The organism is Brevibacterium epidermidis NBRC 14811 (assembly GCF_001570805.1).
Taxonomy (GTDB): Bacteria; Actinomycetota; Actinomycetes; order Actinomycetales; family Brevibacteriaceae; genus Brevibacterium; species Brevibacterium epidermidis.
This window is the reverse complement of the sequence record NZ_BCSJ01000018.1, coordinates 1-21,196: the sequence shown is the minus strand read 5'-3', so window position 1 is coordinate 21,196 and position 21,196 is coordinate 1. Positions and strand designations below refer to the sequence as shown.

Sequence of the window (21,196 nt, the reverse complement as noted above, 5' to 3'; positions counted from 1 at the left end):
GACCGACGCCCGCTTGCTGTACCCCTACCTGGTCAGAGGAACTCCACTCCCTGCGCCAGCGGCAGTTCGCCGGAGTAGTTGATCGTGTTCGTGGCCGGGCGCATATAGGCCTTCCACGAATCCGAACCGGACTCCCGTCCGCCGCCGGTCTCCTTCTCACCACCGAAGGCACCGCCGATCTCAGCACCCGAGGTGCCGATGTTGACGTTGGCGATTCCGCAGTCGGAGCGGGACAGGAACTTCTCGGACTCGGCGAGTTCGGCGGTGAAGATCGCCGAGGACAGTCCCTGCGGAACATCGTTATGGATCTTCAGTGCCTCATCGAGATCCGAATACGTGATGACGTAGAGGATCGGCGCGAACGTCTCGTCCTTGACCACCGCAGTCTGGCTGGGCATCCGCACCACGGCAGGCTCGACGTAGTGGGCGTCCGGGCGCTCATCGGCGAGCACCCTGCCGCCTCCGCACAGGACCTCGCCGCCCTCTGCCTCTGCCTGCTTGAGAGCCGCCTGCATTCCGTCGTACGACGCCGAATTGATGAGCGGTCCCACGAGCACTCCGTCCTCGGTGGGCGAGCCGATGCTCAGTGTCTTATATGCGGCGACGACCTTGTCGACGAACTCATCGGCGATGGATTCGTGCACGATGAGCCGCCGCAGAGTCGTGCACCTCTGACCGGCGGTGCCGGCTGCTGCGAAGACCACTCCACGCAGTGCCAGATCGATGTCGGCACTCGGGGCGACGATGGCGGCATTGTTGCCGCCGAGTTCGAGCAGGATCTTACCGAAGCGCTCGGCTACGACCGGTCCGACCTCGCGTCCCATCCGGACCGATCCCGTCGCCGAGACCAAGGCCACGCGTTCATCGCGGACCATGACATCGCCGATGTCCCGGCCACCGATGAGGACAGGTGCGAGGTTCTCCGGAGCCCCCACCTCGGCGGCGGCCCGGGCCAGCAAGGACTGTGCCCCCAGGGCTGCGAGCACGGCGTTCTCCGACGGCTTCCACACGACCGCATCACCGGCCACCAGGGCCAGCGCGGTGTTCCAGGAATATACGGCCACGGGGAAGTTGAACGCGGAGATGACCCCGACGACGCCGAGGGGGTGCCACGTCTCCATGAGCCTGTGACCGGGTCGTTCGCTGGGCATGGTCTTGCCCCACAGTTGCCGGGACTGACCGAGTGCGAATTCGCAGACATCGATCATCTCCTGCACCTCACCGGCCGCCTCCGACGGTGTCTTGCCGGCTTCGACGGTGATGATCTTCGCCAGGTCCTCCTTGTGCTCGCCGAGCAGCTGTCCCCACCGCTGCGCCAGCTGGCCGCGGACGGGCGCGGGCACGTCCCTCCAGGTCTCGAACGCGGTCTGGGCTGCGGCGATCTTGTCGCTCGCCGTCTGCGCTGTGTCCGCGGCGATCGTGCCGAGGTTCTGTCCAGTGATGGGGGAGCGGGCAGACAGGCTCGCCGAGGCGGCCGACCCCTCGAGTACGGAGGTGTCCACTCCGCAGGCGCTCAGTCCTGAGGTGAGGAGGTCGGTGATGGTCTGATCGGTGGGCAGTGCGGTCATTTCTGTCCTTTCGTCATCTGCTGTGTCGATCGGCGGCGTGGCCGGTCGGTGGTGACTAATGGTTGTTGGGGAGGTCGGGTGGGAGGAGAGGGTGTGCGAGGACTCAGATCACGTTGAGCTCCTTGCGGAGTCCGGTGGTGGTGAAGCGCCGTTTGTCCAAGGGCGACACATCGACGAAGGGAGTGCGTCCGGTCATGATGTCCGCGACGACCTCCCCGACGGCTGGACCCATGAGGAAGCCGTGGCCGGAGAACCCGCAGGCGTAGAAGAATCCCGGGAGTTCTTCAGCCTCACCGATGAGCGCATTGTGGTCGGGCGTCATCTCATAGAGTCCCGCCCACCCGTGCTTCGCTTCGACGTCGCCGAGTTCCGGGGTGCGGGCTTCGATGTGCTCGGCCAGGGTGGCCAGCCAGTTCGGGTCGCGTTTGTCGTTGAAGGACCAGTCATCGACCTCATCGGGGCAGCCGAACAGCAGTCCGGCCCCTTCCGGGTGCACGTAGTAGCTGGTGGTGAAGTCGATCGTGAAGGGCATCCGCGAGGTGTCGAAATCGACGGGATCGGAGACCATGATCTCCCGCCGCAGGGGCTTCACCGGAAGGTCGACCCCGGCCATGTCCCCGATGGGTCCGGACCAGGCTCCCGCAGCGACGACAACCTGTTCGCAGTTGATCGTGCCCTGATTCGTGATCACCGAGGTGGCTCTGCGACCCGTCCCACCGCCGGTGTCGAAACCGGTGACCTCACAGTGCTTGACCACCGTGACTCCGCGCTCGCGGGCGGCGGTGACGAAGCCTGCGACGACGGCCTCGGGGGTGCAGTGACCGTCGCCGGGGTTGTACGCCCCGGCCACGAGCCCTTCGGTGTTGACGAACGGGGCCAGCTCGGCCACCTCGGCGAGGGTGAGCATCCGCGAATCCAAGCCCATCCTCTGTTGGAGTGCCACGTTCTCGGCGAAGGTCCTGGCGCACTCGTCTGAGTCGAGGAGGAACAGGTAGCCGTTGCTGACGAGATCGATGTCGTTGCCGAAATCGGCCTCGAAGTTCCGCAGCACCTCGAGCCCGCGGGCGGCCAAGGCGATGTTGACCTCGTCGGAGAACTGGCAACGCACCCCTCCGGCGGCCTTCGACGTCGATCCGGCTCCGGGAGTGTCGCGTTCGACGATGACGATGTCCTCGACTCCGCGTTCGGCCAGGTGAAAGGCGATGGCAGCTCCCATGACGCCGGCGCCGATGATGACGACGGAGGCTTCGGTGGGCAGAGGCCCGGTCGTGCTAGCGGACCCGTCGGTGTCGGGTGCGGTGGTCGATGCGGTTGGAGATTCCACGGTTCACCTCGCTGTCTGCTGTCGGGGCGACCCCCATTGGTCGCCCCGACAGCGGAGAATGCCGACGACGATGTCGGCGTCTGTGTCTTGACTTCATTGTGGTTGCCATCACACTTAAGGGCAAGGGAGAGTTTGTGAACACTGCTTTCAGGAAACCTAAAGACAGGGGGTGGCTGCCATGACGTGGACGCTGGGACAGCTGCGCACATTCGTCGCTGTGGCCGAGCTCGGATCGATGACACGGGCGGCCGACCATCTCGGCTACAGCGTCGGGGCCGTGTCACAGCACATGGCCGCGCTGCGGAAAGTCGTTGATTCCGATCTGTTCAGGCGGCGTGGTCGCGGACTCGTCCTCGCCGAAGCCGGGCGAACTCTGCTGCCCAGGGCCCGGAGTATCCTCGCCGCTCAGCAGCAGGCGGAGATGGCGATGCTTGGGCGGGACTTCCGCAGTGAAGCGATCGTCACCCTCGGCGTCTTCGGCTCCGCCTCGACGACGGCGTTGCCAAAGGTAGTGCGGGAATTGGCTCAGCGCTATCCGCATATCGAGGTCCGGGCGCGGGAGATCAACGTCGAGACCATGTCGGCGGCCGTCATCGACGGCGTCATCGATTTGGGGATAGGTATCAACTATCCGGCCGCGCCGCTGCCACCCATGCGCGGGCTGCGCTGGGAGGCCGTGGCGGACGAGGACTTCGGCATCGTCGTCCCCGCGGGGACGTCCCGACCCAGCGATGCCGAACTGGCCGAGGCCGACTGGATCCTCCCACCGGCCGAGGAACTCTTCGGCCGCGCGATGCGGTTGGCCACCTCGGCGCTGGGAATCAATGCGAAGGAGACCCACATCGTCACGGACACCGCGGTCGCGTTGGCACTCGCCGGAACGGGGCTCGGCCTGACCTTGGCGACGCCGATCATGATGTCGTTGGGCGGGCCCGATGTCGACCTCCATCCCGTTGCCGAGGCGGGCGGACGCGAGATCATCGTGTTGACCTCCCCGGACCCCAGCGATCCCGTCCGAGCCGTCGCCGAGGTGGTCACCGAACTCTTCGCATGAGGTTCCGGCCTAGGATGTGGGCATGAGCTTCGACCATCAGTGGAACAAGGTACGCAGGGCCAACCCTGACCATTCGGCGAACTACGCACAGCGGTGGCGTGATCTCGCGGCTGCCGGGCATGACATCGGCGGTGAGGCCCGGTTCGTCAATGCCATGGCTCCGCGGGGTTCGCGCATCCTCGACGCCGGCTGCGGTACCGGACGGGCCGGCGGACTGCTCATCGACGAAGGGCACACGGTCTTCGGTGTCGACCTCGACGAATTCCTCATCTCCGTCGCCGAGGAGGACTTCCCCAGCGGTGAATGGCACACAGGCGACCTGGCCGACTTCGATTTTGCCGGTGCCGGGATCAATGAGATCGACGTGGCGTTCTGCGCCGGAAACGTCCTGTCTTTCCTCGATCCTTCCTCCCGTCGGCAGACCTTGGGCAACATCAAGTCAACGCTCAAACATGGCGGACGTTTCGTCGCCGGCTTCGGTGCCGGTCGAGGCTACGACTTCGACGATTTCATCGAAGACGTCAAAGCCACGGGGATGTTCATCGACCAGAAGTTCTCCACCTGGGAACTCCGCCCGTTCGAGGCTGACAGCGACTTCATCGTCCTCATCGCCGAAAGGCTGTGAGCCGCGCGGATGGACGTCGGCGCTTATGACGATGAGCTCCTCGCTGCGATCTACGATGATGACAATCCCGACGGGGCTGATCACGACTACTTTCGGTCAGTGGCCGACGAGATATCGGCCGCGTCCATCACCGATCTCGGCTGCGGAACGGGAATCCTCACAGTCACTCTCGCCGGACCCGGTCGCATTGTAGCCGGCATCGACCCAGCGGCTGCGATGCTCGCCCGGGCCGAATCCCGTCCCGGGGGAGACTGCGTCGAATGGCGATTGGGCACCTCTGAACTCATCGATCGCGAAGCCAATGACCTGATCATCATGAGCGGGAATGTGGCGATGCATATTCTCGGAGAAGTTTGGTCTTCTGCGCTTCGAGACATTGCGCGTGGCTTGAAACCCGGCGGCAGACTCGTCTTCGAATCCCGCAATCCGCTGGCGGAGGCGTGGACCAAGTGGAACTCATCGCGAGAGGTGAGGAATACGGCAGTGGGGAAACTGCGGGAGACTGAGACCGTCTCGGAACCAGACTCGAACGGAATCGTGACGATGACCTGTTCAAATGACTTCATCGATGCTGGCCGAATCGTCGAAACCACTCAGCGTCTGCAGTTTCGCTCCTTCGATACGTTGGTTCGAGATCTGACCGCCGCCGGTCTGCGGGTCGTTAATGTGTGGAGATCATGGGACCGGACGCCGTTCACTGGAAAGGCCTCGGAGCCGCTGATGGTGATTGAAGCAGTCAAGAACCCCGGCTGACCCGGTCACCCCAGACGACGGCGGCGGCCATGATTGCCGAATACCGGTCGATTCGGGCGACAGAGCGAACTAGGCTGAAGTCGAACCACTCACAAAACAGCTGAAGGAGAGACCACTATGATCTTCATCGTCGTGAAGTATGACGTGAAACCCGAAAGCGTCGAGAAGTTCCCCGAAGCCGTTCGGACCTTCACCGAAGCGACCCGCGCCGAACCCGGCAACTTCTTCTTCGAATGGTCGAAGAGCTTGGAGAACCCGAACGAGTTCGTCCTCGTCGAGGCGTTCACGGACGAAGGTGCAGAACCGCACGTCACCAGCGATCACTTCGCCGCTGGCCTCGAAGCCATGCGCCCGCACCTGGCTTCGACCCCGAAGATCATCTCCCGCAAGATCGACGGTGAAGGCTGGGACGAGATGGGCGAACTCAAGATCGACTGATCGACTTTTAGGCCTTCAACTCGGAACGATTGGGCGAATAGACTTCTGTTATGGCGACCAAAGCGCAGAACATCGCATCGATCGAGAAGGCCCTAGGCGAACCATGGGCTGACACCCGTGCTCGCCTCGAAGCGGCCGGGGGAGCGTCGGCGAGTCACAAAGAACTCGCCGACGCTCTCTATCCCCAGTTCGACGGCAAAGTCGACAACCATGGCTGGTGGGTCCAAGGCGCAGTCGTCGCCTATGAGCAGGAGATCGGCCGGCGCGTGCCCGGCCAGCGCGCAGACGGCACCTTCGACGTGGCCGTGTCCCGCACGATCCCCGGCGACCGTTCCGAACTCATCGAAAAGTTCGCCTCCCTGGTCGGCGACACCCTCAACGAGGTGGCCCTCGACGGTGATCCCCGCACCTCAGAGACGGCGAAGCGCTCCTTCTGGCGAGCGAACCTCGACGGCGGCATCAAGGTCGAAGCCGCTGCCGAGACGAAGAGCGAAGACAAGACCCTCTTCGTCCTCACCGCATCGAAACTGCCCAGCCCCGAGGCTCTCGAAGAATGGCGGGCCTTCGGCAAGGATCTGCTCAAGCGGCTCTGACGGTCCCGCTTCGTTTCGGGCGATATCGTTTCAGCCGATGATCGGGTTCCAGACTCCGAGCACATGAGCTGCTCCGATTGCGACCCCGCAGACCGCCAGGCTGACCAACACCGCCACGACATCCCGTCCCGCGAAAGTCGAGCGCCTGCGCCACGTGCGCCCTGGTCGACCGAATGCCCGACCCTCCATCGCCATCGCCAAGGTCGTTGCCCGGCGGATCGACACCACGAGCAGGACGAAGACTCCGCTGAAGAGGCTGGCTGTGCGCCGCAGAAGCGAACCGCCGGCGACTCCTCTGGCACGCCTGGCCATCGCCAGCACCTGCCACTCACTGACCAGAAGCCCGAGCAGACGTGAGGCCGCCAGGATGGAGACAACGACGACCTCGGGCAGCCGCAGATGCTGGATCAGCGAATCCGCGAGATCACGCGGATCGATCGTCGACGCGAGCACGATGAGCGGAATCGCCAAGGCAAGGGCGCGGACGAAGATCGCCGCGGCCGCCGCCAACGAACCCGTGGTGAACAGGACCGGACCGAAGTCGACGACCACATCCCCGGTCTTCTCCGCCAGGAGTGCAGTGCCCCAGGCGGCAAGCAGAGCTCCTGCGGGCAGGAACCACAGCCGCTTGGCTGCAGCCACGAGATCGAGTCCCGTCGCCGGCAGAACCAGCAGTGCCGCCAGCAGCACGACTCCGGCAGAGACCAGATCAATGCTCAACAGAGCTCCGACCATGAGGATGAGCGCCACAGCGATCTTCGTCAGAGGATTGCACCGACCCAAAGCAGTGGAACGCACCACGGGGATGAGCTGCCCAGGATCCTGAACGGCGACCTCGGGGGAGGGACGAGTGCGCTGATCGAGACTCTCACTCACTGCGATCACCCGCCCTGACGCGGGAATCCGAATCGCTGGTGCCGATTCGTACTAAACGACTGCGGTCACCGAGTTCGAGGAGATCGGCCCCGATGGCCTCGAGGAACGCATGATCATGGCTGACCGCGACCACTGCGGAGCCGTGCTCCAAGGCATCGAGGAACATCTCGACCAGACCCGCCCAGGTCAGTGCGTCCTGACCGAAGGTCGGCTCATCGACGACGAGCACCCTAGGCCGGGGAGCCAACATTGCCGCCACCGACAGACGGCGCTTCTCCCCGCCGGAGAGACTCTGCGGATGTGCATGCGCCAATCCGGTGAGTCCGAGCCCCTCAAGAAGCTCGTCCACCCTGGCCTGTGACTCCGTGGCAGACCACCCGGCCAGGCGGGGACCCAGCTCGAGTTCGGCTGCCACGCTCGAGGTGAGGAACTGATGGGCCGGCTCCTGGAAGACCATGCCGATGCGCGCCGCCAGCTGCTTCGACGGCCAGGCGAACGGACGGGCACGTTTGGCCCCTTCCCGTAGGGCCGCCTCGGCGAGGACCTGCCCCGAGAATTCAGGCAGAAGACCCGCCAAGGTCAGGGCCGTGGTCGACTTGCCGGCCCCGTTCGCGCCGACGATTCCGAGCGCCTGACCGGCACACAGACTCAGCTCCAGATCGGTCGCGGCAGGGGTGGCCATGCGCGGTCGAGCAACGCTGAGCCCATCGGTGCGCAGCAGAACCTCGCCGAGGCGGCCCGACGTCCTGCCGATTCCGTCGCTTCCGCCTCGGCGCGGGGTGGGGGAGTGCCGCGGCATCCAGATTCCGCAGTCGATGAGTACGTCGGTCAGATCGGGATCGGAGAAGATCTGCGCGGGCGGACCTTGGGCGACGATCCCTTCGCCGCCGAGGACGATGACCCGGTCGACGTGATCGATCCACAGCTCGACCCGGTGTTCGACGACAAGCACGGTCGCCGCGGTATCGGCCTGCACGGTGAGCACGGCATCGCGGACCTCGGTCGCCGAGGCGGGATCGATATTGGCGGTCGGTTCGTCGAGGACGATGACCTCGGGAGCCATCGCATGGATCCCGGCCAGAGCCAGCCGCTGCTTCTGCCCGCCGGACAAAGCCGCACTCGGATGGTCCGGAGGCAGATCGAGTCCCAGCGCTCGCAGGGACTTCAGCGTCTGGGCCTCGATTGTCTCGGCCGGGAGTCCGAGGTTCTCCATCCCGAACGCCACATCATCACCGATGCGGGAGAAGATCACCTGCGAATCGGGATCTTGGAGGACCAGCCCGGTGCTGCCTCGGCGAGGATCCGGTTTCTCGCCGCCGACGAGGAGTTCACCGGTGGCCTCACCTGATTCCTCGGGAAGGACGCCTGCGACAGCGTGAAGGATTGTCGATTTGCCGGCTCCGGAAGCGCCGAGCAGCAGCACTTTCTCACCGGCGGCGATCTGCAGATTGAGCGGACCGACCGCAGGCTGATCACGGTCGGCGTGAGTCCACGAGAAGCCGGAAGCAGTGATCGGCAGTGCCATCAGCGCAGACGGCCGGAAGCGAAGGAGCTCAGCGCTCCGGTGGCCGCGATCGCCCGGTAGGCGAACCACGCGCCGATTCCGGAGATGACGAGGCCGGAGACGATCGCGCATACGGCGTAGATCGCCTGGAAGTCGAACTGCCATTCGGCGTTGTACATGATGTTCTCGCTCACGGCCATGAACGCCGCGGCCAGCATCCCCGAGGCCGCGGTGACCCACAGGGTGAAGCGCTTGTAACCGAAGGCGGCGAAGACGAGTTCGGCACCGAGGCCCTGCAGCAGTCCCGAGAGCAGCACTGTTGCTCCGAAGTGGGATCCGAGGACGGCCTCGACGATGGCGGCGATGAGTTCGCACATCAGCGCAGCACCGGGTTTGCGGATGATCGCCGCAGCCAACGGACCGGCAAGCACCCAGAGTCCGGCGATGAGACCGATCGACGGCGGGAAGGCCTGGAAGGCGAGTTCGAGAACCTTCCAACTCAGCGCCAACACCCAGAACACGAGTCCGACGGCGATGCCGAGGACAGCGGTGGTGACATAGTCGACCACCCGCCACTTCCTGGATTTCGGTGCCGCGGTGAAAGCGCGTGCGGAGGTGGGGGTGGTTTTCGGTGCGGTGGTATTCGGCATTGTGCCTCCTCTTTTCAAGGAGGGGTGAAGAGTCTCGACTTCCTTCGGCGGTGCTAACCGCATCAGGTTCGAGGGTCTGCAGCTTCTTCTGCACTCTCAGCGCCCCTGACGGCGCTCCCCTGTCGTAGCCTCCACTGTACAACAGGGGAGCGAGGCGCTTCGTCGGGCCGGTCGGTTCGTTGAGGCCCGTCGGCTGCCGGACTCAGCTGATCAGCTCGGGACCACCATGACCGGTCCTTCGGCGTGGTTGAGGACTCCGCGCGAGACGGATCCCAGCAGGGCGCTGCGGACCGGTCCGCGACCGCGCGTACCCATCACCGTGAGCTGTGCGCGCGAGCTGATCTCGACGAGGGTCTCGGTGGGATCGCCGACCGGCACCGAGGTGGTCACCTTCAGATCCGGGAACTGCTCGGACAAGGTCGCGGCTTCCCTCTCCAGTCCTTCGGTCAGCTGCTTCTGCCGACGGGAGGTGACCTCGGCGCTGAGCTCGAGGTCGGGATACCAGTAGAGCCATTCTTCACCGGCCGGCAGCACCGCGACGAGTTCGAGCTCCGACTTGCGTGCGTCGGCTGTGGCAGCTGCCGTGAACATGGCGACCCGTCCGGCGTCGGAGCCGTCGACGGCGACGACCACTGGTCCGTTGTCGGCGGACGCCGGCGTCGATCGTTCGGGAACGACGATCGTCGGGCAGTGCGAGTGCGCCGGCAGGGCCGTGGATACGGATCCGAGGACGCGGCCCATGAAACCGCCGCGACCGCGGGCGCCGACGATGACGACTTCGGCACCGGCACTGAGCGTGACGAGCGCACCGGCGGAGTTGCCGGGTGCAGTGCGGAAGGACTTCTCACCGTTGTAGTCGCGCAGAAGTTCGACCGCCTCGGCGAGGGTCTTCTCTGCTGCCGTCTTCGCCTTGTCATCCTCGGGTTCGCTGGGGATGGAGGCCATATTCGGGTAGATCATCGTCGGCAGCTCATAGGCGGTGACGACGGTGAGAACGGTTTTGCGGCGTTCGGCCTCAATGGCGCCGTAGCGGACGGCTTGGGCAGCGAGTTCGGAGCCGTCGAAGCCGACGAGGACGCCGAGTTCTTGGTTCAGGCCGGATTCGGACGAATTGTTTTGAGCAGACATCTCGCACCTCTCGATCGGGGCCTGTCCAACCCGGCGCGGACGACGGCCCCGACTGGCGGTATCGTCCGCGTCAGCTCCAGTCTACCAATGCAGTTCTACAGGCCGTAGAAAAGTCACGTCGCGAGAAGCCCGGTCTCACCCGTCGGAGCCTGTGTCTAAGTGCCTGCGTCTCGGGGCTTATGTCTCAGACGCGGAAGCCCAGGTGGGCCAGCGCAATGCGCAGAATGTGGTCCTGGCCGTAGCAGAGCTCGCCCACGATATCGGGACGCAGGGTCTCCTCGGGAGTCAGCCAATCGAGGCTGAGCGCATCGGCTCGCGGAGTGCATTCGCCGCGGACCTCCATGATGAAGCACATGGCGATCGCATGCTGGCGCGGATCGTGGAGGAGGGCGGAACCCTCGGTGGGGAAGTATTCGGCGATGTGGAACGGGGCGATCGCGGGCGGAATGACCGGCAGCGCCATCGGGCCGAGGTCGTTCTCTGCGTGACGCACCAGCGCCGTGCGGATGGTCTCGTGGAAGCGGATCCGGCCACCCACGACCTCTCGTCCCAAGGTTCCGTCCTCGAGGCTGCGCAGCAGGAGGCCGATGCGCTCGACGTTGCCTGTCTCGCCCACCCGTACGGGGATGGCGTTGACGTAGGGGATCGGCATGCGCCTGCGCAGCTGCGCGTATTCCGCGTCGTCGAACCAGTTCTCGTCGAAATCCAAGGCTGTCCGGGTCATGACCCCATATTCCCACAACCACCCTCACGGCAGAAGAGCTTGGAGGGCCTGGTGGTGAACTGGAACACGTATCGGGTAAAGTATCTTGATGTCGAGATAAATTTCCGACCGCTCATCATCACGAGAAGTGACGTGGCCTACAGTTGTGTCAGCACTCTCTGACCGGAACCGGTCAAGGACGTATGAAGGGGTAACCATGATCAATCATGAAGTCCGTACCTACAAGAGCTCAGAGAACCTGGCTCGCGAAGATCAGCTCGCCTGGAAGATCGCCGAGGTCGCATCCGATCCGACTCCGGTCGACTCCGACGTCACCGAGATGGTCATCAACCGCATCATCGACAACGCCGCCGTTGCTGCCGCCTCGGTGCGCCGCTCCGCTCCGACCCACGCTCGCGAGCAGGCCCAGACCCACGCGTTCAACCCCGGTGCCAACATCTTCGGCCTGCCGGTGAGCGACCGCTTCTCACCGGAATGGGCCGCTTGGGCCAACGGTGTGGCCGTGCGCGAACTCGACTTCCACGACACCTTCCTCGCCGCCGAGTACTCGCACCCCGGTGACAACATCCCGGCCGTTCTCGCAGTCGCCCAGCACAAGGGCATCGGCGGCAAGGATCTCATCAACGGCATCGCCACCGGCTACGAGATCCAGGTCGACCTCGTCAAGGGAATGTGCCTGCACGAGCACAAGATCGACCACGTCGCCCACCTCGGCCCCTCGGCCGCAGCCGGCATCGGCGCACTGCTCCACCTGCCCACCGAGGTCACCTTCCAGGCCGTCCAGCAGGCACTGCACGTGACCACCGCGACCCGTCAGTCGCGCAAGGGTGAGATCTCGTCGTGGAAGGCCCACGCTCCGGCCTTCGCCGGCAAGATGGCCGTCGAATCCGTCGACCGTGCGATGCGCGGCGAAGGTGCACCGAACCCGATCTACGAGGGTGAGGACGGCTTCATCGCCTGGATCCTCTCCGGCCCCGAAGCCCGCTACACCATCCCGCTGCCCGGCAAGGGCGAAGCGAAGCGCGCAATCCTCGACACCTACACCAAGGAGCACTCGGCTGAGTACCAGGCGCAGGCCCTGATCGACCTCGCCCGCAAGCTCGGCGGACAGATCGAAGACCTCTCGAAGATCAAGCGCATCGTCATCCACACCTCGCATCACACCCACTATGTCATCGGCACCGGCGCGAACGATCCGCAGAAGATGGATCCGAAGGCCAGCCGCGAGACCCTCGACCACTCGATCATGTACATCTTCGCTGTGGCCATGCAGGACCAGGGCTGGCACCACGAGCACTCGTACGCTCCCGAGCGCGCCGGCCGTCCCGACACCGTCGAGCTGTGGCACAAGATCGAGACCACCGAGGATCCCGAGTGGACCCGCCGCTACCACTCGATCGACCCGAACGAGAAGGCCTTCGGCGGACGCGTGGAGATCGAATTCGAAGACGGCTCTACCCTCGTCGACGAAATTGCCGTCGCCGACGCCCACCCCTTCGGTGCGCGTCCCTTCGCCCGTGCGAACTACATCGAGAAGTTCAAGACCCTGGCCGAGGGCATCGTCTCCGACTCGGAGCAGGCTCGCTTCATTGACCTGGCCGAGAACCTCGAGAGCCTCGACGCCAAGGGCGTCGGCGAACTCAGCTTCGTCGTCGACGGACTCGAGCACAGCGGATCGAAGGGCATCTTCTGATGCTCGGCGCACAGGCAACCCCCGCCGAGCGCCGCGCCAAGTTCCGCGAGCTGCTCGCCGGCGACCAGATCGTCCAGTTCCCCGGCGCCATCAACCCGATCAACGCTCAGATCATCGAGCAGACCGGCTTCGAAGGCGTCTACATCTCCGGCGGAGCGTTCTCCGCGGCCATGGGTCTGCCCGACATCGGGCTGACCACCCTCACCGAGGTGGCCGACCACGGACGCAATATCGCCCGAGTGACGAACCTGCCGACCTTCATCGACGCCGACACCGGATGGGGCGAAGCCATGAACGTGGCCCGCACCGTCCAGGAATTCGAGGACGCCGGAATCTCCGGAATGCACCTGGAGGACCAGGTCAATCCGAAACGCTGCGGCCACCTCGACGGCAAGGAGGTCGTGACCACGGCCGAGATGTCCAAGCGCATCAAGGCCGCCGTCAAGGGACGCAGGGACGAGAACTTCGTCATCTGCGCCCGCACTGACTCCCGTGCAGGCGAAGGCCTCGACGCCGCCATCGACCGGGCGAAGGCCTACGCCGATGCGGGTGCGGACATGATCTTCCCCGAAGCGATGCGAGATCTCGGAGAGTTCGAGAAATTCGCGTCCAGCGTCGATGTGCCGATCCTGGCGAACATGACGGAATTCGGAAAGAGCGAACTGTTCACCACCGAACAGCTGGCGAATGTCGGAGTCAAGCTTGTGATCTACCCGGTCACGACTCTGCGCATCGCCATGGGTGCGATCAAATCGGGCCTGCAGACCATTCGGGACAAGGGCACTCAGGTGGACCTGCTCGAGGGCATGCAGACACGTGCGGACCTGTATGACACGATCGACTACGCGGCGTACAACGATTTTGACTCCGCAGTCTTCAACTTCTCACAGGAGGGTCACCAGTGACCGAAGAAATCAAGAAGGGCCTCGCCGGTGTCGTGGTCGACACCACCGCAGTGTCCAAAGTGGTCCAGGAGACCAACTCGCTGACCTATCGCGGCTACCCCGTGCAGGAGCTCGCCGCCAAGCGCAGCTTCGAGGACGTCGCCTACCTCATCTGGAACGGCGAACTGCCCACCGAGGCGCAGCTGAAGGAATTCCAGGAGCGCGAGCGCGCTCAGCGTGCCGTCGATGACAAGCTCGCCCAGCTCATCCTCGACCTGCCCAAGGACTGCCACCCGATGCACGTCGTGCAGACGGCCGTGGCCTACCTGGGCGCTGTCGACCCCGAGGCCGACACCGAAGGCCCCGAGGCGAACCTGGCCAAGGCCGAGCGTCTCTACGCCCAGCTGCCGACGATCGTGGCCATCGACCACCGTCGCCGTCACGGCCTCGACCCCGTCGCACCCACGAAGGACCTCGGCTACGCCGCGAACTTCTTCAAGATGGTCTTCGACGAGGTTCCCGCAGACGAGGTCGTGCGCTGCTTCGACGTGTCGATGATCCTCTACGCCGAGCACTCGTTCAACGCCTCGACATTCACCAGCCGCGTCATCACCTCGACGACGTCCGACCTGTACTCGGCAGTCGCCGGTGCCGTCGGCGCACTCAAGGGCCCGCTGCACGGCGGAGCCAACGAGGCCGTCATGGCGATGCTCGAAGAGGTCGGCACCGCCGACAAGGCTTCGGCCTGGATCGACGATGCGCTCGCCAAGAAGGCGAAGATCATGGGCTTCGGCCACCGCGTGTACAAGAACGGCGATTCGCGCGTTCCCACCATGCGCAAGGCCTTCGAAGATATGGTCGCCGTCAAGGGTGCGAACGATCTGCTCGACCTGTACAACGCCTTCGAAGAGGACTTCGTCGGACGCAAGGGCATCTACCCGAACCTCGACTACCCGTCGGGCCCGGCCTACCACCTCATGGGCTTCGACACCGAGCAGTTCACCCCGATCTTCGTGATGGCCCGCATCACCGGTTGGACTGCTCACATCTTCGAGCAGCAGGCGAACAACGCTCTCATCCGTCCTCTCAGCGCCTACGACGGTGAGGACCAGCGCGAGGTTCCCGACAACCGGGGCTGACCTCTCGAAAGGCAGAACACACATGGGACCAGACGGTTCATACCGTCCGGTCGATCTCGAGGGTTTCGACTTCACCGTCTCCGGTGGGGTCGGAACCCTCGTCATTGATCGGACCGAAAAGCGCAATGCGATCTCCCGGCCGATGTGGCGGGCGCTGCCGCAGATCATCGCGAACGTCGACGCCGACGATTCGATCGGTGCGCTCGTGATCACCGGGGCCGGCGGGCACTTCTCCGCCGGTTCGGACATCGCCGACCTCAATGTGCCGCTCGACGACTTCTGGGAACTCAACTCCACCGCCGAGGCGGCCCTCGCGAACTCGCAGACCCCGACGATCGCAGCAATCACCGGCAACTGCGTGGGCGGGGGAACGGAGATCGCCGCGGCCTGCGATATCCGCATCGCCGCTCCCGGTTCGATCTTCGGCGTCACCGCGGCCAAACTCGGGCTCGTCTACCCGGCCGGCCCCACGAAGCGCCTGGCTCAGATCCTCGGCGATGCCTGGGCGAGGTACCTGCTGATCACGGCCTCGATCGTGAAGTTCGAGAAGATGGCCGAACTCGGCTTCTTCCACGAAGTCTCCGACACCCCGTTGGAGGCCGCACAGGCACTGGGGGAGCGGATCGTGGGACTGTCCCGACTCAGTCAGGTCGGAGCCAAAGCGATCCTCGACGGTGAGCTGGCCGAAGGCACCCAACCGCCTCGGTGGCTCGATGAGGCCTACCGGGCAGAGATCACCCGCGGTCAGGAAGCGTTCTTCGCCAAGGAACCGCCGGACTTCGGCTTCGCCAAATCTGCTTGGCAGAACGGTTCCGAAGTCCGTGAGCACGGAGCCCCGCAGAGAGGATAAACTGAGCGAATGCGCCTAGCAGTCCTCGATATCGGCTCCAACAGCGTCCACCTCCTGGTCGTCGACGCCCACGTCGGAGCACCGCCCCTGCCGGCCACCTCGCACAAGGAGGTGCTCCGACTCGCTGAGTATCTCAACGATGACGGATCGATCGACGCCGACGGGCAGGAACGACTGCGCTCCTTCATCGCCGATGCCGTCGAGATCGCCGAAGACCAAGGCGCAGAGCAGATCCTCGCATTCGCCACCTCGGCGGTCAGGGAAGCTCCGAACGGGGTCAGCCTCATCGAATCGATCAACGCTCAGCTCGGGGTCACCCTCAACGTCATGACCGGCCGCGACGAAGCCCGCGTGACCTTCCTCGCCGCCCGCCGTTGGTTCGGATGGTCGGCCGGAAAGATCCTACTGCTCGACATCGGCGGCGGTTCACTGGAGATCGCGGCAGGTCAGGACGAATACCCGCAGGCGGCAGTGTCGATCCCACTCGGCGCCGGACGCACCTATTCGGACTTCCTACCGGACCCGGTGCCCGCCGCAGAAGACATCCACCGACTGCGCAAGCATGCCCGGGCGCAGATCGGACGTATCGCCGGCGACATCAACCGGGTCGGAGTGCCCGACCAGATCGTCGGTTCGTCGAAGACCTTCCGCTCCCTGGCGCGCATCGCCGGTGCCGCTCCGAGCGGAGACGGAATCTATGCTCCCAGGAAGCTCTTCCGCCGCGATCTCGAAGGCATCATCGACACCCTCGCTTCGCGCACCCCCGAAGAGCGGGCGAACCTGCCCGGAGTCTCCGAAGCCCGTGCCGGTCAGGTGTTGGCCGGAGCGATCGTCGCCGAGGCGGCCTTCACGATCTTCGACATCGGCGTGATGAACATCTCCCCATGGGCGCTGCGCGAAGGCATCATCATGCGCAAACTCGACCTCCTCGACTCGGCCGAGCAGTCCTCGGCGATGCGCATGGAGACCGTCTCCGCCCTCGACTGAGCCGCCCCTCGCAGCCCCCGCAGCGGCTGTCGGTCACACCGCGCTGCGGCTGCCGATCGCGGCAAGCTCCTGCTACCGGTCGGTATCGCTGTTCAGAATTGCCTGCTAGTTTTTGATTATTCTCCGCAGTGCGCCCTCGGCATCAACCGCTGGGGTGACAATGGTGAATGACAATAACGTCTGAAAGAAAGTGCGCTTCTGCCGATGCGAAATGGTGAGCTGTCCCCGAACTTCCGTGACCGGGCACTCGAGACACTGAAGAAGACGAGCGCGGCCGACCCGCTCGACGTCTTCGTCGTCGGTGGGGGAGTGACCGGAGCAGGATCGGCATTCGACGCAGCTACCCGCGGGCTCAAGGTCGGTGTCGTCGATGCGAAGGACTGGGCCTCGGGAACCTCATCCCGCTCGTCGAAGCTCATGCACGGCGGACTCCGCTACCTCGAGATGCTCGACTTCAAACTCGTCGCCGAGGCGCTGAAGGAACGCGATCTGCTGCTCCAGCACACCGCTCCTCACCTCGTCGAACCCGTCGCTTTCGTGTTCCCCTTCGAACACCGCCTCATCGACCGGGCGTTCATCGGATCCGGCGTGCTTCTCTACGACACGATGGCCACCCGGCCGGGCCGCAAACGCGCTGTGCCGATGCACCGTCACCTGGGAAAAAAGGCCCTGGCCTCCCACTTCCCGGGTCTGGCCGACGACGCCGCCGTCGGAGCCCTCGAATACTACGATGCGAAGGTCGACGACGCCCGCTTCGTCATGACCCTCGTCCGCTCGGCAGTGAGCTACGGAGCCGCTGCCGCCAACCACGTCTCCGTCATCGGCTACCTCCACGACGGCGACCAGGTCACGGGCGTCCATGCTCGAGACGAGATCAGCGGTGAGGAATTCGACATCCACGCCCGCCGCACCCTCCTCGCCGGAGGCGTCTGGACCGAAGAGCAGCAGGATCTGGCGAAAGCCGATGCCGGGCTCAAGGTGCTCGCCTCCAAGGGCGTGCACATCACCGTGGCCGAGGACAAGATCAAGGCCGACCCGAATACCGGAATCATCTCGAAGACGGAGAAATCCGTCCTCTTCGTCATCCCCTGGGAAGGCTACTGGGTCATCGGCACCACCGACACCCCGTGGAACGAAGACGTCGACGCCCCGGTGGCGACCTCGAAGGACATCGACTACCTGATCGAACACGCCAACGCGATCCTCGCCGACAAACTCACCCGCGACGACGTCATCGGCGTCTACTCCGGACTGCGCCCGCTGCTCCAGCCGGTGGTCAAGGAAGGGCAGGCCTCGACGAAGGTCTCCCGCGAACACACCGTGATGGAGGTCGAACCGGCCCTGGCCGCGATCGCCGGCGGCAAGTTCACCACCTACCGGGTGATGGCCGAAGACGCCGTCGACTTCGTCCTCGGCGACGATGCGAAGGACCGCCGGTCACTCACCGAATCCGTGCCGCTGCTCGGCGCCCAGGGAGTGGGTGCGCTGCGCCGCGGCCAGTCCGGGATCGCGGAGAAATACGGATGGGACGAAGACCGCGTCAAACGGCTCATCCGTCGCTACGGCACCCTCATCGAGGATCTGCTCGACCTCGTCGATGAGGATCCCGAACTCGGTCAGCCGCTGGAAGGCGCCGAACGCTACCTGCGCGTCGAAGCCCACTACGCGGCCGCCGCAGAGGGGGCCGTCCACCTCGGCGACATCCTCGAGAGGCGGATGCGGCTGAACTACGAATCCCCGGACCGAGGCAAGAGCGCCGCCGATGCGGTCGCAGCCATCGTCGCATCCGTCCTCGGATGGGACGCCGAGCGTCAATCGGCCGAGGTCGAGGATTTCAACGCTCACGTCGACGCCCAGGTCGCGGCCGAGTCCACCGACGACGACGCCTCGGCGGCGGCCCTGGTCGGGGAGACTCTCCACTGAACCGTGCACAGCGAAGTGCGGGACCACAACCGAATATCGACAACTGAAAATCGACCGACCCCGGAGCACCCTCCGGGTCGACCATCGACCGGAATACCCACCGGAAATACAAACAATAGGAGTTTGTGAGATATGGGCACTATCTTCCTCTATGAGATCGCCGGTACTGCGATGCTCATGCTGCTCGGTGTCGGCGTCGTCGCCAACGTCGTTCTCGGCAAAACCAAAGGCAATGGCGGCGGCTGGCTGCTGATCTCCTTCGGCTGGGGGCTGGCGGTCTTCGCCGGTGTCTACGTCGCCTATAAGACCGGAGCACACCTCAACCCGGCTGTGACCTTCGGAATCCTCTCCAGCGGGGCGAGCGAATATGCCGAGGGCATCCCCGTCAACTTCGCCAACACCGTGGCCTACCTCGCCGCCGAACTCATCGGTGCGATGATCGGTGCCTTCCTCGCCTGGGCCGTGTACAAGAAGCACTACGACGAGGAGAAGGACGCCGGGAACATCCTCGGCACCTTCTCGACCGGGCCGGAGATCCGCTCCTACGGCTGGAACTTCGTCACCGAGGTTGTGGCCACCTTCGTGCTCGTCATCGTCATCCTGCTCTTCGGCGGAACACCGGACAAACTCGGACCGCTGGCAGTTGCACTGATCGTCGTCGCCATCGGCGCCTCCCTGGGCGGACCGACCGGCTACGCCATCAACCCCGCCCGTGACCTCGGGCCGCGCATCATGCACGCTCTGCTGCCGATCCCGAACAAGGGCAGCTCGGACTGGGCCTATTCGTGGGTGCCGGTCTTCGGACCGCTCGTCGGTGCCGTCCTCGCCGGCCTGGTCTCGCAGGCCTTCATCTGAGTACGATCACAGACAACAGACAAGTGAGTACGATCACTCACAACCACACGGACACAGGAGTCAGAATGAGTCAGGAAAAGTTCATCCTCGCCATCGACCAGGGCACCACCTCGTCGCGGGCGATCGTCTTCAATCATGACGGGCAGATCGTGTCGTCCGGCCAGCTCGAGCACGAGCAGATCTTCCCTCGCGCCGGCTGGGTCGAACACGATCCGGTCGAGATCATCAAGAACACCAACGAGGCGATCGGTCAGGCCCTGACCCGGGCGAACATCAACCGCCACCAGCTCGAGGGCGTGGGCATCACGAACCAGCGTGAGACCACCGTCATCTGGAACAAGAACACTGGTGAACCCGTCTACAACGCCATCGTGTGGCAGGACGCGCGCACCCAGAAGGTCTGCGACGAACTCGCCGGGGACGAAGGACCGGACAAGTACAAGGACCGTGTGGGGCTGCCTCTGGCCACCTACTTCGCCGGTCCGAAGGCCAAGTGGATCTTCGACAACGTCGACGGGGTCAAGGAAGCCGCCGCGGCCGGGGACCTGCTCTTCGGCACCATGGACACCTGGGTGATCTGGAATCTCACCGGCGGGGTCAACGGCGGAATCCACGTCACCGACGTCACGAACGCTTCGCGGACGATGCTGATGAACATCGACACCCTCGACTGGAACCCCGATATCGCTGCAGATATGGGCATCCCCGTCGAGATGCTGCCCGAGATCAAGTCCTGCTCGGAGGTCTATGGGTACGGGGCGAAGAACGGACTCATCATCGACACCCCGATCTGCGGCATCCTCGGTGATCAGCAGGCAGCGACGTTCGGTCAGGCCTGCTTCGAGAAGGGGCAGGCGAAGAACACCTACGGCACCGGCAACTTCATGCTCATCAACACCGGCAATGAGCCTGTGGCCAGCAAGAACGGTCTGCTCACGACGGTTGCGTACAAGATCGGCGAAGACGACGCCGTCTACGCGCTCGAAGGCTCGGTGGCCGTCACCGGTTCGCTCGTGCAGTGGCTGCGCGACAACTTCGGCATCATCAACGACGCCCCCGAGGTCGAGACCCTGGCCAAGAAGGTCGACGACAACGGCGGCTGCTATATCGTGCCCGCGTTCTCCGGACTCTTCGCTCCGCACTGGGAGTCCGACGCCCGCGGCGTGATGGTGGGTCTGACACGGTATGTGAACAAGAACCACATCGCCCGTGCCGCCCTGGAGTCCGTGGCCTTCCAGTCTCGCGAGGTGCTTGACTCGATGAACCTCGACTCCGGTGTCGAGCTCACCGAGCTCAAGGTCGACGGCGGCATGGTCGCGAACGAAACGCTCATGCAGTTCCAGGCTGACCTCCTCGGCGTGCCCGTCATCCGTCCCGAGGTCATCGAGACCACGGCACTGGGTGCGGCATATGCGGCAGGCATCGCCGTGAAGTTCTGGAACGGTGAGGAAGACGTGCGAAACAACTGGCGCGAGGACAAGCGCTGGAACCCGTCGATGGACGACGAGAAGGTCGAGCGCGTCTACCGCCTCTGGAACAAGGCAGTCGAACGTTCCAAGGGCTGGGTCGACGAGGACACCGAGACCCTCTACGGCTGAATTACTACCTGACGGCGGCCCAGCAACCTT

20 protein-coding genes and 1 riboswitch are annotated in these 21,196 nt (G+C 64.5%); of the genes, 13 read left to right on the top strand and 7 right to left on the bottom strand.

Annotated elements, in window-relative coordinates; all coding sequences use genetic code 11:
• Positions 1-32 precede the first annotated feature (32 nt).
• Both amaB and BEP01S_RS14625 read right to left on the bottom strand, forming a co-directional pair.
• On the bottom strand, positions 33-1,568 hold the full coding sequence (gene amaB / locus BEP01S_RS14630; RefSeq protein ID WP_039206476.1) for an L-piperidine-6-carboxylate dehydrogenase: 1,536 nt from the start codon (positions 1,566-1,568) through the stop codon (positions 33-35).
• A 103-nt stretch (positions 1,569-1,671) separates the two neighbouring features.
• The gene (locus BEP01S_RS14625) at positions 1,672-2,892 is read right to left on the bottom strand and encodes an NAD(P)/FAD-dependent oxidoreductase (RefSeq protein ID WP_244882270.1); all 1,221 of its coding nucleotides are present in this window, start codon (positions 2,890-2,892) and stop codon (positions 1,672-1,674) included.
• A gap of 178 nt (positions 2,893-3,070) precedes the next feature.
• Between BEP01S_RS14625 and BEP01S_RS14620 the strand changes: the two genes are divergently transcribed.
• The 5 genes from BEP01S_RS14620 (at position 3,071) to BEP01S_RS14600 (ending at position 6,355) form a co-directional block, all read left to right on the top strand.
• Positions 3,071-3,946, top strand: a complete 876-nt coding sequence (locus tag BEP01S_RS14620; RefSeq protein ID WP_062244677.1) for a LysR family transcriptional regulator — start codon at positions 3,071-3,073, stop codon at positions 3,944-3,946.
• Positions 3,947-3,968: 22 nt separating this feature from the next.
• The gene (locus tag BEP01S_RS14615) at positions 3,969-4,571 is read left to right on the top strand and encodes a class I SAM-dependent methyltransferase (RefSeq protein ID WP_062244674.1); all 603 of its coding nucleotides are present in this window, start codon (positions 3,969-3,971) and stop codon (positions 4,569-4,571) included.
• Positions 4,572-4,580: 9 nt separating this feature from the next.
• A complete protein-coding gene (locus BEP01S_RS14610; protein WP_241897123.1) occupies positions 4,581-5,324 on the top strand; it encodes a class I SAM-dependent DNA methyltransferase in 744 nt (247 codons plus the stop codon).
• 117 nt (positions 5,325-5,441) lie between these two features.
• Complete coding sequence (locus BEP01S_RS14605; protein WP_062244672.1) at positions 5,442-5,762, top strand: putative quinol monooxygenase; 321 nt, start codon at positions 5,442-5,444, stop codon at positions 5,760-5,762.
• 50 nt (positions 5,763-5,812) lie between these two features.
• Positions 5,813-6,355 carry a hypothetical protein gene (locus BEP01S_RS14600; RefSeq protein ID WP_062244669.1) on the top strand — a complete coding sequence of 181 codons (543 nt, stop codon included), beginning with the start codon at positions 5,813-5,815 and terminating at the stop codon, positions 6,353-6,355.
• Between the two features lie 30 nt (positions 6,356-6,385).
• Here BEP01S_RS14600 and BEP01S_RS14595 read toward each other — a convergent pair whose 3' ends face one another.
• From BEP01S_RS14595 to BEP01S_RS14575, 5 genes are all read right to left on the bottom strand, one after another.
• Positions 6,386-7,231, bottom strand: coding sequence for an energy-coupling factor transporter transmembrane component T family protein (locus BEP01S_RS14595; protein WP_062245183.1), 846 nt, complete (start codon positions 7,229-7,231; stop codon positions 6,386-6,388).
• A complete protein-coding gene (locus BEP01S_RS14590) occupies positions 7,224-8,756 on the bottom strand; it encodes an ABC transporter ATP-binding protein (protein ID WP_062244666.1) in 1,533 nt (510 codons plus the stop codon). The genes BEP01S_RS14595 and BEP01S_RS14590 overlap by 8 nt, the downstream gene beginning before the upstream one ends.
• Entirely contained in the window at positions 8,756-9,385 is a 630-nt protein-coding gene (locus BEP01S_RS14585; RefSeq protein ID WP_062244663.1) for an ECF transporter S component, read from the bottom strand. Before BEP01S_RS14585 ends, BEP01S_RS14590 begins: the two co-directional genes overlap by 1 nt.
• A 22-nt stretch (positions 9,386-9,407) precedes the next feature.
• Positions 9,408-9,516, bottom strand: a riboswitch (TPP riboswitch).
• Between the two features lie 79 nt (positions 9,517-9,595).
• A complete protein-coding gene (locus BEP01S_RS14580; protein ID WP_062244660.1) occupies positions 9,596-10,513 on the bottom strand; it encodes a universal stress protein in 918 nt (305 codons plus the stop codon).
• A gap of 184 nt (positions 10,514-10,697) precedes the next feature.
• Positions 10,698-11,237 carry a DUF4916 domain-containing protein gene (locus tag BEP01S_RS14575; protein WP_039206493.1) on the bottom strand — a complete coding sequence of 180 codons (540 nt, stop codon included), beginning with the start codon at positions 11,235-11,237 and terminating at the stop codon, positions 10,698-10,700.
• A gap of 196 nt (positions 11,238-11,433) precedes the next feature.
• Between BEP01S_RS14575 and BEP01S_RS14570 the strand changes: the two genes are divergently transcribed.
• From BEP01S_RS14570 to glpK, 8 genes are all read left to right on the top strand, one after another.
• Positions 11,434-12,930 carry an MmgE/PrpD family protein gene (locus BEP01S_RS14570; RefSeq protein WP_039206497.1) on the top strand — a complete coding sequence of 499 codons (1,497 nt, stop codon included), beginning with the start codon at positions 11,434-11,436 and terminating at the stop codon, positions 12,928-12,930.
• Positions 12,930-13,835, top strand: a complete 906-nt coding sequence (prpB, locus tag BEP01S_RS14565; protein WP_039206498.1) for a methylisocitrate lyase — start codon at positions 12,930-12,932, stop codon at positions 13,833-13,835. The genes BEP01S_RS14570 and prpB overlap by 1 nt, the downstream gene beginning before the upstream one ends.
• Positions 13,832-14,953 carry a bifunctional 2-methylcitrate synthase/citrate synthase gene (locus tag BEP01S_RS14560; RefSeq protein WP_062244656.1) on the top strand — a complete coding sequence of 374 codons (1,122 nt, stop codon included), beginning with the start codon at positions 13,832-13,834 and terminating at the stop codon, positions 14,951-14,953. The genes prpB and BEP01S_RS14560 overlap by 4 nt, the downstream gene beginning before the upstream one ends.
• A 22-nt stretch (positions 14,954-14,975) precedes the next feature.
• Positions 14,976-15,803, top strand: coding sequence for an enoyl-CoA hydratase/isomerase family protein (locus BEP01S_RS14555; RefSeq protein WP_062244653.1), 828 nt, complete (start codon positions 14,976-14,978; stop codon positions 15,801-15,803).
• A 9-nt stretch (positions 15,804-15,812) separates the two neighbouring features.
• Positions 15,813-16,790 (top strand): Ppx/GppA phosphatase family protein, encoded by a 978-nt coding sequence (locus tag BEP01S_RS14550; RefSeq protein ID WP_062244650.1) that lies wholly within the window; start codon positions 15,813-15,815, stop codon positions 16,788-16,790.
• Positions 16,791-16,994: 204 nt separating this feature from the next.
• Entirely contained in the window at positions 16,995-18,713 is a 1,719-nt protein-coding gene (locus BEP01S_RS14545; RefSeq protein WP_062244647.1) for a glycerol-3-phosphate dehydrogenase/oxidase, read from the top strand.
• 132 nt (positions 18,714-18,845) lie between these two features.
• The gene (locus tag BEP01S_RS14540; protein ID WP_039206504.1) at positions 18,846-19,568 is read left to right on the top strand and encodes an MIP/aquaporin family protein; all 723 of its coding nucleotides are present in this window, start codon (positions 18,846-18,848) and stop codon (positions 19,566-19,568) included.
• Positions 19,569-19,633: 65 nt separating this feature from the next.
• Positions 19,634-21,166 carry a glycerol kinase GlpK gene (gene glpK, locus BEP01S_RS14535; RefSeq protein ID WP_039206505.1) on the top strand — a complete coding sequence of 511 codons (1,533 nt, stop codon included), beginning with the start codon at positions 19,634-19,636 and terminating at the stop codon, positions 21,164-21,166.
• Positions 21,167-21,196 lie beyond the last annotated feature (30 nt).

Excerpts from the sequence above, each read along its gene's own strand:
- BEP01S_RS14620 (WP_062244677.1), top strand. The coding sequence starts at position 3,071 with ATGACGTGGACGCTGGGACAGCTGCGCACATTCGTCGCTGTGGCCGAG.
- BEP01S_RS14585 (WP_062244663.1), bottom strand. The coding sequence starts at position 9,385 with ATGCCGAATACCACCGCACCGAAAACCACCCCCACCTCCGCACGCGCT.
- BEP01S_RS14580 (WP_062244660.1), bottom strand. The coding sequence starts at position 10,513 with ATGTCTGCTCAAAACAATTCGTCCGAATCCGGCCTGAACCAAGAACTC.
- BEP01S_RS14550 (WP_062244650.1), top strand. The coding sequence starts at position 15,813 with ATGCGCCTAGCAGTCCTCGATATCGGCTCCAACAGCGTCCACCTCCTG.
- BEP01S_RS14615 (WP_062244674.1), top strand. The coding sequence starts at position 3,969 with ATGAGCTTCGACCATCAGTGGAACAAGGTACGCAGGGCCAACCCTGAC.
- BEP01S_RS14570 (WP_039206497.1), top strand. The coding sequence starts at position 11,434 with ATGATCAATCATGAAGTCCGTACCTACAAGAGCTCAGAGAACCTGGCT.
- BEP01S_RS14590 (WP_062244666.1), bottom strand. The coding sequence starts at position 8,756 with ATGGCACTGCCGATCACTGCTTCCGGCTTCTCGTGGACTCACGCCGAC.
- BEP01S_RS14545 (WP_062244647.1), top strand. The coding sequence starts at position 16,995 with ATGCGAAATGGTGAGCTGTCCCCGAACTTCCGTGACCGGGCACTCGAG.
- BEP01S_RS14605 (WP_062244672.1), top strand. The coding sequence starts at position 5,442 with ATGATCTTCATCGTCGTGAAGTATGACGTGAAACCCGAAAGCGTCGAG.
- glpK (WP_039206505.1), top strand. The coding sequence starts at position 19,634 with ATGAGTCAGGAAAAGTTCATCCTCGCCATCGACCAGGGCACCACCTCG.
- BEP01S_RS14555 (WP_062244653.1), top strand. The coding sequence starts at position 14,976 with ATGGGACCAGACGGTTCATACCGTCCGGTCGATCTCGAGGGTTTCGAC.
- BEP01S_RS14540 (WP_039206504.1), top strand. The coding sequence starts at position 18,846 with ATGGGCACTATCTTCCTCTATGAGATCGCCGGTACTGCGATGCTCATG.
- BEP01S_RS14600 (WP_062244669.1), top strand. The coding sequence starts at position 5,813 with ATGGCGACCAAAGCGCAGAACATCGCATCGATCGAGAAGGCCCTAGGC.
- BEP01S_RS14575 (WP_039206493.1), bottom strand. The coding sequence starts at position 11,237 with ATGACCCGGACAGCCTTGGATTTCGACGAGAACTGGTTCGACGACGCG.
- amaB (WP_039206476.1), bottom strand. The coding sequence starts at position 1,568 with ATGACCGCACTGCCCACCGATCAGACCATCACCGACCTCCTCACCTCA.
- prpB (WP_039206498.1), top strand. The coding sequence starts at position 12,930 with ATGCTCGGCGCACAGGCAACCCCCGCCGAGCGCCGCGCCAAGTTCCGC.
- BEP01S_RS14610 (WP_241897123.1), top strand. The coding sequence starts at position 4,581 with ATGGACGTCGGCGCTTATGACGATGAGCTCCTCGCTGCGATCTACGAT.